This window comes from Sorangium sp. So ce363, from assembly GCF_051520435.1.
Taxonomy (GTDB): domain Bacteria; phylum Myxococcota_A; class Polyangia; order Polyangiales; family Polyangiaceae; genus Sorangium; species Sorangium cellulosum_B.
The window spans coordinates 5,990,571-6,003,024 of record NZ_CP150333.1 but is presented as its reverse complement, the minus strand read 5'-3'; the positions used below and the strand labels follow the sequence as shown (position 1 = coordinate 6,003,024).

Below are 12,454 nucleotides of genomic sequence, written 5' to 3'. Positions count from 1 at the left end.
GCGCTGTCCCGGAAGCTCGGCGTGCTGTCCCGGAAGCGCCGTGCGACGCACCCCAGGAGCGCGGCGGCGCGTCCCTGGAGGTCGTTCTGGCGTCCCTGGAGGTCGTTCTGGCGTCCCTGGAGGTCGTTCGAGCGTCCCGGAAGGTCTCTCCAGCGTCCCGGAAGGTCTCCCAGGCGCGCCTGGCCAGCAGTCCTCGAGCGCGGGCAGGGGGGTGGACGTCCTCGAAGCGAGGCTCCGCGCCGCGATGATCACCCACGTCTACGTCAGCAACTACGGCAGCGTCGGGGCTGGGCTCGAGCTCACGCTCGGGTCGCTGACCGCGCTCGTCGGTCCGCCGGGCTCGGGCAAGGGCTGCCTGCTCGACGCGGTGCGGTTCCTCGCCGAGTGCGCCAACGGGGCGTTCGATCTGGCGGCGGCGAACCGGCGCGGCGCCGGCGCGCTGGAGGGCGCGCGCGGCGACGGCGCGCTCACCACGCTCGGGGTCGCGGTCTCCAGGACCGAGGGCCACGGGTTCTGGCTCGTGCAGCTCGCGCCGGGAGAGCGGGAGGGCGAGGCGCGCGTCAAGAGCGAGACGGCCGCGTGGTGGCAGCGCAGCGCGCTCACGCGGCTCGTCAAGCCGGGCCTGCGCGAGGTCTTCGACGCCGGCAGCGACGCGCCCGAGGTCTCCTTCGACCGGCTGAAGGGCAGCCCGAAGGGGTTCTCGCGCAAGGACAAGGGGCGCAGCGGCACGCTCGCGTACCGCGGCGTCGCCCCCATCGCCGTGAGCGGCACGAAGCTCGTCCTGCCGCTGCTCTCCGATGGACCGCTCACCCCGATGCTCGACGAGCTGCGCCGGGCGGTCCTCTACTCCCTCGCGCCGCGCACGCTGCGCTCGCCCCAGAAGCTCAGCGCTTCCCGGCGCCTCAAGGCGAGCGGCGACAACTGGGGCTCGGTCCTCCGCGCGCTCGCGAAGGAGCGATGGCAGGACGAGTTCCTCGCCGGGCTGTCCCAGGTGATCGGCGACGTCGACGGCGCCCGCGCGTCCTCGTCCGGCGGGTTCCTCGTCCCGGAGCTGCGCCACGGCGTCGACGGCGACGGGCGCGAGCGCTGGCGGGCCGCCGCGGACGAGCCGGACGCCACGCTGCGGCTCGCCGCCATGGTCACGGCGCTCTCGCAGGAGCCCCCGCTCGTGCTCGCCGGCTTCGAGCACCCCGACGCGGGCGTCGATCGCGCCGCGCTCCCGGCGCTCCTCGAGTACCTGCGCGGCGCGTCCGCCCAGCGCCAGCTCCTGCTCACGACCGAGAGCCCCGCGCTCCTCGATCTCCTGCCGCCCGACGCCGTCTACTCGGTGGAGCGCCGCGACGGCGCGACCGCCGCGTCGTCCATCGACGAGGCGCAGCGGAGGGCGCTCCGGGAGCGGCTCGGCGCCCCGGAGAGCCAGCGCTCCCCGGCGGCGCGCGCCGTGCGCCCGCCCGGTGCCTCCTGAGCCCGCCCGAGCGCCGCTACGACGCGAGCCGCTCCCCCGGCGGCGCGAGCGGCGACGCGCCGTAGCGCGCGAGGAGATCCTCCGGATCGAGGTAGATCGCCGCGCACCCGGCCTCGAGGAGCTCCATTTCAGGGAAGCCTCCGCAGAGGAGCCCCACCGAGAGGAGGCCGAGCTTCGCCGCGGCCTCGGCGTCGGACGGCGCGTCGCCGACGAGCACGACCTCGCGAGGATCGACGCTGCCGAGCCGGTCGAGCGCCGCCTCGAGGACGTCGGGGCGCGGCTTCGACCTGTCCGCGTCGTCGGCCGATACCGTCCACGAGACCAGATCGCCCACCCGGGCGAGCTCGACGCTGGCGTCGAGCTCGCCGCGCGGCGTCGGCGAGGCGAGCACGATCCGGCGCCCGTCGCGCACGACGCGCTGGAACAGCTCGCGCACGCAGGGGAACGCCCGGGCGCCCGGGAGGAGCTCGCGCCCGTAGATCTGGTCGCGCAGCGAGGAAATCCCGGCGCCGATCCAGCCGAGCTCCTCGGGCGAGAGGAACGTCTGCAGCAGCTGGTCCGCGCCCTTGCCGACCTGGCTGCGCAGCTTCTCCCGCGGGACCTCGCGGCCGAACCGCCGGAAGGCCTGCTGCCAGGCGGCCGCGTGCAGATCGACGGTGTCGAGGATCGTGCCGTCGACACCGAAAATGACGGCGCTGACGCTGACCATGGCGCGACACGTGGCGCAGGGCGGGACGCACCGCCATCGGAGGGCTCCCGACGGCCCCTCCGCGCCGCGCCGGCTGCGCTCGGCCGGAGTCGCGATAGACTGGCCGGGGAGGGCGAGCGGGCAGGGCGATGACGACATGAACAGGCGGCTGTCTTCACTCGCGGTCCTCCTCGGCGGGCTGCTCGGCCCGGCCGGCGCCGTAGCGGCCGAGCCCGCGCTGATCGCGGTCGATCTGGACGACGACGACGCCGACGGCGTGCCGGACGGCGAGCAGCCTCGCGCGCCGCCCGCCCCGGAGCTCCTGGCGCTGCGCGCGCCGCGCGGCGCGAGCCAGGCGCCCGCGGCGATCCCCGCCGGCCTGCGGCTCCTCGTCGACGGCAGCCCGGTCAAGCCCGGCGCGGCGATCCCCGCGGGCGCCCGCCGCGTCGAGATCCAGGCGGTCCGCGCCGGGCGCAGCGAGATCGCGCTCTTCGGCGAGGCGCGGACGATCAGCGCGTTCGAGGTCCGCGCGATCGACGGCGCCGGGCGGCGCATCGACATGGCGCGCTCCCACGCCTCGCTGCAGCGCACGCCCCCGGACCGGCTCGGCGACGATCCGTTCGCGAACCTCGACGATCCCGACGCGATCCGGCTGCTCGTCATCGGCGCGCCGGAGGATCTGCCGCTCACGCTGGACATCCACTCCACGGCGCCGTCCGGCGGGGCGATCGATCGCCTCCCCGACGTGCCGCTCGGCCACGTGCGGTGCCCGGAGGACGTGCCGCCGGGCCTCGTGTGCGGATCGACGCGCCCCCTCCGGGTGGTCGCGGACGACATCGATCGCAACCACCCGATGATCGTCGATCGCTCCGTGAAGGGCGAGGTCGGCGGGGCGCTCGTCGTCGCCCTGCCCGGCGGGCCGAAGATCCAGATGATCCGCGTCGCCGGCCCGCGCGCCTCGCCGCTCGGGCCGCTCGGGCGCACGCGCGCGCACCTCCGGATCGTCATGGTGCGCCCCCGCGCCGGCGGCCCGCCGCCGATGGGCGGCGACGACGCGGGCGCGCTCGCCATCGCGCGCGCGGAGGTCGAGCGGGCGAACGCCCTCTGGGGCGCGTGCGGCGTGAGCTTCGGCCCGCCCGAGGCGCTCGACGTCACCTTCGTCGATCCGCCGCGCCCGCACCTGCTCGCGATCGGCTGCGACCACGGCCTGCCGGCCAGCGGCGGCGCGATCCGGGTGCGCGTCGACGGCCACGAGGTCACCGCGGCGATCGCGCCCCGCGCGCGCCCCGACGCGGCGGCCCGGGCCGTCGCCGCGGCGATCGGCGCGGCGGGGTTCTCGGTGCGCCTCTCCGACAACCCGGCCATCGGCGCGGGCGCCTACGGGACCACCGACGTGCTCGTGCGGCGGCCGGGCGGCGCGCTCGCGACCATCGAGCCGCCGGCGGCGGGCGCGCTGAGCACCGACGCGACGCTCACGGCGTGCATCGGCGCCGTGGACCTCGACGACGGCCTCCAGCACTTCAGCGACACGGACGCGATCGCCGGCACGGTCGAGGAGCGGGCGCTGCTCAAGGCGTTCGACGACGGCGATCCCTCGACCGTCGACGTCGTGATGGTCCCGAGCTTCGCGGGCGGCGGGCGGATCGGCGAGTCGTTCATCTTCGCCGACGGCGGGACGATCCGGAACACGATCATCGAGGATCGCGCCGGCCTGCGCGCGGATCGCGCGTCGTTCGCGCTGTCGCACGAGCTCGGCCACGTGCTGCTCGACGAGCCGGGGCACCCGGACGATTTCGGGATCGACACGCCGACCCGGCTGATGGACGCCGACGCGGCCAACGCCTCCGCGTACGGGCCGCGCCGCATCACCGTCGACGAGTGCGCGCGCGCGATCAGACAAAGCGGCGCGGCGGCGTCGCGCCCGGGCCAACAGAGCGGCGCGGCGGCGCCGCGCCTGGGCGGGCACCCGTCGCGCGGCGCGAAGGGCGCTCCGGCGGGGGCCGAGGCGGGGGCGCAGGGCGTCGCGCCCGGGTTCCGGCCGAGCGGCCCGGTGCCGCTGCTCGCGCCGTGGCCGCTCGCCCCGCTCGGTCGAGAGAGGTGAAACGCCGCTTCGCGCTGTGGTAGGAGCGGGCCCATGCGGGTCCCCCAGCGGAGCGGCCTCTTCAGCGGCGTCGCAGCCCTCGCGTGCGCCTCGGTCCTGCTCGAGATCTCGCTCGCGCGGATCTACGCGGCGCTGTTCGGCGAGATCCACGCGTTCCTCGCGCTCTCGCTGTCGCTCGTCGGCGCGGGCGTGGGCGGCGCGCTGCTCTACGTCGTGCCGTCGCTCGCCCGCCCGCCGGCGCTCTTCGCCCGCATGGCGACCCTCGCCGCGCTCGCGTCGGGCGCGACCCTCGCCGCGGTCATCCTGCTCGCGCACCGCGAGCCCCTGTCCGTCCCCGCGCCGGGGTCGCTCCCGTGGCTCGCGCTGTGTTACGCGGCCTCCACGGTCCCGTTCGCGCTCGCGGGCCTCGCGCTCGCGGCCGCGATCCGGCACGCGGCGCCGGAGATGCCCCGGCTCTACCTGCTCGATCTCGTCGGCGGCGCGCTCGGCGGGCTCGCCGCGGCCGGCGCGCTCCGCGCGGGCGCGCCCCGCGCCGCGCTCGCGGCGGCGATCTTCTTCGCGGTGGCGGGCATCTTCTTCTACCTCGGGTCGCGCTGCTGCGAGGGCGAGGAGCGGGCGCCCGGCGGCCTCGTCGCCACGTTCGTGCTCGGCTCCTTCGTGCTGCTCGCCGGCGACGTCGGCGCCCCCTGGCTCCGGCTCGCCGGCATCCGCCGGGCGTCGCCCGACCGGACCGAGCACGAGGCCTGGACCGAGCGCTCGCTGATCTCCGTCGATCGACCGAAGGCCGGCGCGGCGCTGATGCGGCTCGGCGGCGCCGCGGCGAGCCCGATCCTCGACGCGAAGGCGACGCCCCCGCCGCAGCCCGAGGACATGGCGTACGCGCTGCACAAGGACCAGGGCCCCGCGCTCGTCGTCGGCGCCGGGGGCGGGCGCGACGTGCGCGCCGCGCTCAAGGCCGGGCAGAAGGACGTTGTCGCCGTCGAGGGCGACCGCGGCGTCCTCGAGGTGATGCGCGGGAGGTACGCCGCGTTCAGCGGCAACCTGTTCGACAAGCCCGAGGTCCACCTCGTGGTGGGCGACGGGCGGAGCTTCGCCAGGCGCACGCCGCTGCTCTTCAGGAACATCGTGATCCCGTCGGCCGACACGGTCGAAGCGTCGACGACCGGCGCGCTCGCGCTCTCGGAGAGCCGGCTCCACACGCTGGAGGGCGTCGGGGACTTCCTTTCGCGCCTCCTGCCCGAAGGCACGCTCGTCCTGGCCCGCGCGGACGCGGATTTCGATCGGCTGCTCTCGCTCGTGACCGCGGCGCTGCGCCGCGCGGGCGTGGCCGCGCCGAAGGACCACCTCTTCGCGTGCAGCGCCGCGCAGAAGACCGCGCTGCTCGCCCGGCGCACGCCGCTCGCGCGCGAGGACGTCGACGCGCTCCGCCGCCACTGCCGCAAGCACAGGTTCTCGGAGGTCCTCGCCCCCGACCGCCCGGCGACCCCGGTCCGCAGCCTGCTCGTCGCGGCGGCCGCGCCCACGGCCTCCGCGGCGGCCGCGCGCGTCGCCGACGGCGCGGCCGCGGAGGCCGATCTGACGCCGCCCACCGACGACAGGCCGTTCTTCGCGTACACCGTCCCGGCGCGCCGCCTGCCCGCGGTGCTCGGCGACGTCGGGGCTCTCCGCGCCGGGCACACGGCCCTCTTCGCGCTCGCGCTGCTGCTCGCCGTCGGCGCGGTCCTCTCCGCGCTCGGCGTGCTGCTCCCGGTGCTCGCCGCGCGCCGTCGGCGCGGGCACCTCGCGCCGCAGGACGCGCCCGCGCAGACGGCGCGCGCGTCGACCGCGTCGTCGACGCCGTCCGCCCGAGCGCTCGCGTTCTTCGCCGCGATCGGCGCGGGGTTCGCGCTCGTCGAGCTCGCCGTGTTCCGGCACGGTCTCCTCCTGCTCGATCTGCCCGCGCACGAGCTCCCGGCCGTGCTCGTGATCCTCCTTGTCTCGGCCGGCGTGGGCGGCTACCTCACCGCCCGGGTGGCCCCGGGCGACGCGACGGCGGTCTCCGCGAGGGTGGCGGAGGCGCTTGCCGTGGCCGCGGCGCTCTCGGCGATGGGCCTCGTGCCGCTCGCGCGGTGGGGCCTCGGGCTCGGGGCCTTCCCGCGCGCGATCCTCGCCATCGCGATCCTCGTGCCGTTCGGCGTGCTCGCGGGCTCGCTCGTGCCGCTCGGGGTCAAGATCGTGGACTCGGTCTCGTCGGCGCTGCTGCCGTGGTGCTGGGCGCTGTGCGCCTTCGCGGGCGCGACCGCGATGGCCCTCGGCGCCCTGTGCGCGCTGAACCTCGGCTACAGCGCCCTGCTGCTCGGCGCGGGCCTCGCTTACCTCCTCGCCGCGGCGACCGTGCCGCCCGCCGCGGCCGGGGCGATCGCCGCGGGAGACGACGAGCGAGCGGCGTCGTCCGGAGGCGCCGCCGCCAGCGAACCACCGTCCCGGGACGCCGCAGGGGCGCAGCCCGAGGCCCTCGAGGCGGCGCCGATCGCCTGAGCGCCCGGCGCCGCCGGCGTCACCGCCGCGCGGCCAGCAGGAGGTGCGCGAGCAGGCCCGCGATGTTGTGGGCGTCGTCGACGCCGCGGTGGTGCGTGCCCGCGAGCGGCAGGCCGGCGCGCTCCAGGGCCTCGGCCATCCCCACCTCCCGCGACAGCGCGTGCATCACCGCGAAGAGGCTCTTCACGTTGAGGTGGCTCGGCCCGAACGGGAGCGGCACGCCGCGCGACTGGCACTGCCGCTCGAACATGCGCCGGTCGTAGTCGCCGTAGCTCGCCCAGAGGCGATCCTGCGCCTTGAGCTCGCTCCGGAGCGTCGCGCACGCCTCCCTGAACGACACGCCCGCGTCGACATCCGCCTGCGTCAGCGTCGTGAGCGCCGTACAGAACGGGCTCACGCGCGAGCGCTCAGGGCGCACCAGGATCGAGCGCCGCTCCCGGCGCCGGCACGAGGCGACCTCCAGCGGGCACACGCCGATCTCGATGATCTCGTTCTCTTCGCCCGGCGGCGGGTCGCCGTCCCAGCAGGTCGCTTCCACGTCGATCACGAGAATGAGATCAAGACGCTTCGCCACGTCGTCGCCCTCGGCATGTAGTGAGGAGTGCGCTGCGAAGGTAACGGGGATCGGGACGCAATTTCCTTCAGGATTTTCCCGACCGTCCGGAAACGCCTTGGGCGGTTCGCTTCGTCCGGGCAAAAACCGAGTAGAAACGGGACATAAGCCGGAGGTGCACCCACACGTCGTTGGTCGTTTAGGCACCCAATCCGCTTGCTTGGCGGGCCTGGTCCATGGACACTCGTCAGGTAATTTCTGACGAGGTTCTCTACGTGGATCCTGGCTCCCAACTGCGTTGCTCCTCCGGTTCGGCCAGGGAGAGGTCCGTGATCGCTGAGGCGCTGCCTGACCCTGCCGACCCGGGCCTCGGTCCAGCCGAGGAGCGACGGCTGCCGCCTCGTTCCGGGATCGTCCGCCACGCGGGCCGCGAGCGGGGGGCGCCGAAGGGGCTCCCGCCGGGGCGTGGCGCCGGGGCGGTAGGCGGGATCACCACGGGGGCCCCGGCGTGTGGGCGGCTGGCCGTCGATCCGCTCGTCGGTCGTACAGAGCACGGACTGCACATCGAGCGGCTCATCGCCGAGGGGGGGATGGGCGCGGTGTACGCGGCCCGCCGCGCCGCGACGGGAGAGCCGGTCGCCCTCAAGGTGCTCCGGCGCGTGCACGCGGGGGACTCCGGGATCGAGAGCCGGTTCGCCCGCGAGGTGCGGCTCGCCCGCCGCATCGACCACCCGAACGTCTGCCCCGTGCTCGGCGAGGGGCGCCTCGAGGACGGGCGGCCGTTCTTCGTGATGCCGCTCTTCGACGGCGTGACGCTGAGCGAGGAGGTCCGGCAGCGCGGCCCCTTGCCGATCGGCCGCGCGCTCGCCCTCGCGGACCAGATCCTCGCCGGCCTCGCGGCGATGCACGCGGCGAAGGTCGTCCACCGCGACCTCCAGCCCGGCAACATCCTGCTCGTCCCCGGGGCGCGGGGCGCCGGGGCAGGGGAGGGCGCGACGACGGTCAAGCTCATCGATCTCGGCTTCGCGCACGAGCCCGGCGTCGACACGGGCGACGGCGTGACGCCGGACAGCCCCGGGTCGCTCGTCGGCACGCTGCGCTTCATGTCGCCGGAGCAGGCGATGCGGAGCCGCGCGATCACCGAGCGGAGCGACCTGTTCGCGGCCGCGCTGCTCATCTACTACGCCCTCTCGGGTAAGCTCCCCTTCCGGGGCCGGGGCGATCTCGACGTGCTCGTCGCGATCGTGCGGTCCGCGCCCGTGCCCCTCCGGCGGGAGCGCCGTGATGTCCCGCGCGTGCTCGACGAGGTGCTCTCGCGGGCCCTGTCCAAGCACCCCGACCACCGCTTCCCCAGCGCCTCGGCGATGCGCGACGCCCTCGCCGACGTGCCGGTGTAGCCAAGGCAGCGCTCCGCGCGCCCCGGCGCCGGCCCGCTCCTTGCCACGACGGTGCCGCCTGCACCGCGCCGCCCGGCACCGCGATCCGGGGCTGTGCACGCGCTGCTCAAGCGCGGCGGCGCGGGGCGGTGAGCTTCACGCGAGGGGAACCCCATGGACGCACTCGATCTCTTGGAGCAGCAGCATCTCGAAGTCAGCGCCCTGATGGCGCGCATCGCCGCCGAGCCCAGCCCGGGCCTCCGGACGGCGATGGTCGCGCGGCTCTCCCGGATGATCGACGCGCACGTACGCATCGAGGAGACGTACCTCTACCCGGTGTGTGCCGAGCGGATGGCCGGTGACAGGAAGCCGCTCCACGACGCGTACGAGAAGCACGGCCTCGCGCGCTTCGCGGCGGACAACCTGCTGCGCACGCGCGTGACCGATGTGCGCTTCGAGGCGCGCCTCCGGCTCCTGCGGGACATTTTCGCCCACCACGCCGACGAGGAGGAGGACATCCTGTTCCCCAAGGCGAAGCGGGGCCTGACGGACGAGCAGCTCGACGTGATCGGCAGCGATCTGGAGCGCGCTTACGAGGTGCTGCTGCGCGTCGGCGTGCCCGCGGGTGCCCCGCTCGCGCGCTCGGAGCGCGGCTGGCCCCGGCGCAGCGCCCACGCCGTGCGCTCCCTGCGCCCCGTCTCACGGCGCCGGGGCGAAGCGCTCCGCGTCCGCGGCTGCTAAACCGGGACGGGGCCGCCGAACGCGCCGAGGAAGCGCGCGATCCAGACGGCGAGCATCAGGACCGCCAGCGCGATGCCGAGCCGCGTGACCCACGCGCCCTGCATCCCCTCGGCGGCCGCGATGCGGCCGTCCTTCACGTAGATCGCCGCGTTGTACGCGAGCGCGGCGATCACGAGCGGCGCCATGACCGGGGAGAGAGGGTGGAGGCGCAGCGCGTCGGCCAGGTGGCCCTGCGCGAGGGCGAGCGTCGCGCGCGTGAGCCCGCAGCCGGGGCAGGGGTGGTGGGTGACGATCGCGAACGGGCAGAGCGGGGCGCCGCACGCGACGAGGAGCCCGAGCACCGCTGCCACCGTGCCCAGGCGCGCAGCGCGGCCGCGCGCGTGCGCCGCGCTCCATCGGGACAGGGCCGACGGAGCGGGGGAACGGGCTTCGGTCGAGCTGGACGGCGACACGGCGGAGGACCGCGGCGCGGGTCAGGCCGCGTTCGGGTCCCAGACCTCGTTGAGGTCCTTCGCGAGGGCGTAGAGCGGGAGGAAGACGTAGAGCACGATGCCCTCGGCCTGCTGGTTGCGCGAGCCGGCCATCTGCTTGGCCCGGGTCACCTGCTCCGGCACCTTCACCCAGAGGAAGTAGTAGTTGAGGAACGGGATGAAGAGGTACCAGGGCTTGAACTCGGGGTCCTTCGTCGCCTGCTGGAGCTCGTTCAGCATCGCCCACATCTGCCAGAGGGCGTAGAGGAAGCAGACCATCCCGATCACGCACACCGTGACCGGATTGCGGATCTCACCCTTCGCGCCCGGGGCCATCGAGCCGCCGCCGCCGTACACGCCCAGGTTGCTGGCCGCCTGGCCGAACTGGCCGGGCGCCGACATCTGAGCGCCGCCGGGCGACCCGCCGTAGCCGGGATCGCTCACGCCCGGAGGGCTGCCGTAGCTGCCGCCGGGCGAGCCGCCGTAGCCGCCGCCCGGAGGGCTGCCATAGCCGCCGCCCGGAGGGCTGCCGTAGCCGCCGCCCGGAGGGCTGCCGTAGCTGCCGCCCGGGGGGCTGCCGTAGCCGCCGCCCATCGGGTCCTGGCCCGGAGGCGGCCCGTACCCGCTGGCGCCGTGCTGCGGAGGCTGCCCGTAGCCGGGAGGCGCGCCGCCAGGCGGCTGCCCGTAGCCGGGCGGCTGCCCGTAACCAGGCGGCTGCCCGTAACCGGGCGGCTGCCCGTAGCCGGGAGGCGCGCCGCCGAGGCCGCCCATCGGGTCCTGGCCCGGGGGCGGTCCGAAAGGATTCCCGCCCGGACCGCCCTGAGGGGGCTGGCCGTAGCCTCCCTGAGGGGGCTGGCCGTAGCCGCCGGGCGGAGGAAACGCGCCGGGCGGCGCGCCCGCGGCCCCGCCCATGCCGCCGGGCGGCTGGCCCGGGGCGCCGTACCCGGGCAGCTGGTCGATCGCCATGGTGCCGCCGAGCGGGTTCACGCCCTGGGGCTGCTGGCCGAACGGCGCATAGCCGCCCGACGGGCTCGCGGCCGCGCCGCCGAAGGCCGGGCCAGACGGCTGCTGTCCGCCGGGGGACGGCGAGCCGTAGCCCATCCCGGGAGGCGGCGGGGCAGGGGGAGGCCCCGCCGAAGCGCCGAGCCCCGCCGGCGGGACGCCGACCACCGTGCCGGCGAGGCCCTGCGGCGGGCTCGGGATCGCGGCCATGCCCGGCGGCGCTCCGGCAGGAGGCGCCGGAGGCGGAGGCGCCCCCGGCGCGCGCGGACCCGCCGCGCCCGCCCCGGAGGACGGCTGACTCATCAGCATGGTGCCCTTGAACTTCGGCGCGGCTGCGCTCTTCAGGTTGTAGCCGCACTTCGTGCACGTGGACGCCGTTTCCGAGTTTTGCGTCCCACAATTCGGACAGAACACGCACCACCTCCGGCGGGGGATTCGCTGTTACGGATGTCCGCGCCCCTGCGCGTCGTAATGGGCGCCGAGGGTAGTTGAAGCGCGTTCCGGTTCTCAAGTGAAAGACGAAGAACGCTGCGGACTTCTCGGCAGGCTACGCGGTCTTCGTCAGAAAACCCAGGGAGTACCGCGTGGCCACGTGCTCCAGGCGGGGGGCGGGTCCAGGCGGGGGGGGCCGCGTCTACGACCACGACCACGACCACGACCACGACGACGAGCACGACGACGAGCACGACGACGAGCACGAGCGCGGGCACGGCCACCTCGGGGGGGAGCCGTCCGGTTTCTGGGCAGCGGCAGGCTTTGTGTGGTCCGCTTTATGTTTCCCCCCGGCGCGCCTTGACAGTGACCACCGTCGCTCACTAGCGTGCCCGCGCCTCGGGACGGCTCCGTACGACGGACAACCGAATGCCCGGCCGCCGGTGCGCGGGGCTGTCCGCCTCCGGCACGCGCCTCCAGATGGAGGCGCACGAGGTAGCGCCCGGTCTGCCGGGCGGACCCTCGTTGAAAGGGACCCGCGTTGCGGGGTCCCGACTGCATGTGGAAGCGGGCACGCCGCGAGCGCGGCGCGCCCAGGGAGCCAGCGGACCGTGCCAACAGCCGACATGACCGAACAATTTGCTCTGACCGCCGAGCGGCGAACCGAGTTCGAGAAGATCCTCGCGCGCTACCCGAACCGCCAGGCCGCGTGCATCCCCGTGCTCCACCTCTGCCAGGAACAGGAGGGGTGGGTCTCCGAGCGGGTGCTCCGCTGGGTCGCCGAGCAGCTCGGCCTCTCGGCGGCGCACGTCCAGGGGGTCGCGACCTTCTACACGCTCTTCAACAAGGAGCCCGTCGGCAAGCATCAGGTCTGGGTCTGCCGGACGCTGAGCTGCGCGCTGAACGGCGCGGACCAGGTGCTCCACCACTGCGAGAAGCGGCTCGGGATCCACGCCGGCGAGACCACGAAGGACGGGAAGATCACGCTGCGCACCGCAGAGTGCCTCGCCTCGTGCGGCACCGCCCCGATGATGCAGGTCGATCGCGACTACCACGAGGGCCTCACGCTCGAGAAGGTGGACGCGATCCTCGATCGGTTGACGAGGTGA

Annotated in this window: 10 protein-coding genes and 1 pseudogene; 6 read left to right on the top strand and 5 right to left on the bottom strand. The window is 75.2% G+C overall.

Annotation, left to right across the window (positions count from 1 at the left end; all coding sequences use genetic code 11):
• Positions 1–211: 211 nt before the first annotated feature.
• Positions 212–1,465 carry an AAA family ATPase gene (locus WMF12_RS22440; RefSeq protein WP_437873564.1) on the top strand — a complete coding sequence of 418 codons (1,254 nt, stop codon included), beginning with the start codon at positions 212–214 and terminating at the stop codon, positions 1,463–1,465.
• A gap of 16 nt (positions 1,466–1,481) precedes the next feature.
• Here the strand turns inward: WMF12_RS22440 and WMF12_RS22435 are convergent, their stop codons facing one another.
• Positions 1,482–2,174: an HAD family hydrolase gene (locus WMF12_RS22435; protein ID WP_437747657.1), complete on the bottom strand. Its 693-nt coding sequence runs from the start codon at positions 2,172–2,174 to the stop codon at positions 1,482–1,484.
• Positions 2,175–2,310: 136 nt separating this feature from the next.
• On the opposite strand from WMF12_RS22435, the gene WMF12_RS22430 reads away from it, so the two are divergent.
• Both WMF12_RS22430 and WMF12_RS22425 read left to right on the top strand, forming a co-directional pair.
• Entirely contained in the window at positions 2,311–4,254 is a 1,944-nt protein-coding gene (locus WMF12_RS22430; RefSeq protein ID WP_437873563.1) for a hypothetical protein, read from the top strand.
• Between the two features lie 33 nt (positions 4,255–4,287).
• A complete protein-coding gene (locus WMF12_RS22425) occupies positions 4,288–6,771 on the top strand; it encodes a hypothetical protein (protein ID WP_437873562.1) in 2,484 nt (827 codons plus the stop codon).
• A gap of 19 nt (positions 6,772–6,790) precedes the next feature.
• Here the strand turns inward: WMF12_RS22425 and WMF12_RS22420 are convergent, their stop codons facing one another.
• Positions 6,791–7,345 (bottom strand): exonuclease domain-containing protein, encoded by a 555-nt coding sequence (locus WMF12_RS22420; RefSeq protein WP_437747654.1) that lies wholly within the window; start codon positions 7,343–7,345, stop codon positions 6,791–6,793.
• A gap of 308 nt (positions 7,346–7,653) precedes the next feature.
• On the opposite strand from WMF12_RS22420, the gene WMF12_RS22415 reads away from it, so the two are divergent.
• Both WMF12_RS22415 and WMF12_RS22410 read left to right on the top strand, forming a co-directional pair.
• Positions 7,654–8,721 carry a serine/threonine-protein kinase gene (locus tag WMF12_RS22415; protein WP_437873561.1) on the top strand — a complete coding sequence of 356 codons (1,068 nt, stop codon included), beginning with the start codon at positions 7,654–7,656 and terminating at the stop codon, positions 8,719–8,721.
• Between the two features lie 153 nt (positions 8,722–8,874).
• Positions 8,875–9,441, top strand: a complete 567-nt coding sequence (locus WMF12_RS22410; protein WP_437873560.1) for a hemerythrin domain-containing protein — start codon at positions 8,875–8,877, stop codon at positions 9,439–9,441.
• On the opposite strand, the gene WMF12_RS22405 is transcribed toward WMF12_RS22410, so the two are convergent.
• The 3 genes and pseudogenes from WMF12_RS22405 to WMF12_RS22395 all read right to left on the bottom strand — a co-directional run.
• Entirely contained in the window at positions 9,438–9,791 is a 354-nt protein-coding gene (locus WMF12_RS22405) for a DUF2752 domain-containing protein (RefSeq protein ID WP_437873559.1), read from the bottom strand. The two genes, WMF12_RS22410 and WMF12_RS22405, sit on opposite strands and share 4 nt — an antisense overlap.
• Before the next feature lie 123 nt (positions 9,792–9,914).
• Entirely contained in the window at positions 9,915–11,222 is a 1,308-nt protein-coding gene (locus WMF12_RS22400; RefSeq protein WP_437873994.1) for a hypothetical protein, read from the bottom strand.
• Between the two features lie 39 nt (positions 11,223–11,261).
• A pseudogene (locus WMF12_RS22395) lies at positions 11,262–11,327 on the bottom strand (zinc-ribbon domain-containing protein); the annotation flags it as partial.
• A gap of 644 nt (positions 11,328–11,971) precedes the next feature.
• On the opposite strand from WMF12_RS22395, the gene nuoE reads away from it, so the two are divergent.
• Positions 11,972–12,454 carry an NADH-quinone oxidoreductase subunit NuoE gene (gene nuoE, locus WMF12_RS22390; RefSeq protein WP_044965469.1) on the top strand — a complete coding sequence of 161 codons (483 nt, stop codon included), beginning with the start codon at positions 11,972–11,974 and terminating at the stop codon, positions 12,452–12,454.

What these genes read in the sequence shown, in the direction of transcription:
- WMF12_RS22435 (WP_437747657.1), bottom strand. Translation starts at nt 2,174, where the DNA reads ATGGTCAGCGTCAGCGCCGTCATTTTCGGTGTCGACGGCACGATCCTC.
- nuoE (WP_044965469.1), top strand. Translation starts at nt 11,972, where the DNA reads ATGACCGAACAATTTGCTCTGACCGCCGAGCGGCGAACCGAGTTCGAG.
- WMF12_RS22425 (WP_437873562.1), top strand. Translation starts at nt 4,288, where the DNA reads ATGCGGGTCCCCCAGCGGAGCGGCCTCTTCAGCGGCGTCGCAGCCCTC.
- WMF12_RS22430 (WP_437873563.1), top strand. Translation starts at nt 2,311, where the DNA reads ATGAACAGGCGGCTGTCTTCACTCGCGGTCCTCCTCGGCGGGCTGCTC.
- WMF12_RS22410 (WP_437873560.1), top strand. Translation starts at nt 8,875, where the DNA reads ATGGACGCACTCGATCTCTTGGAGCAGCAGCATCTCGAAGTCAGCGCC.
- WMF12_RS22400 (WP_437873994.1), bottom strand. Translation starts at nt 11,222, where the DNA reads ATGCTGATGAGTCAGCCGTCCTCCGGGGCGGGCGCGGCGGGTCCGCGC.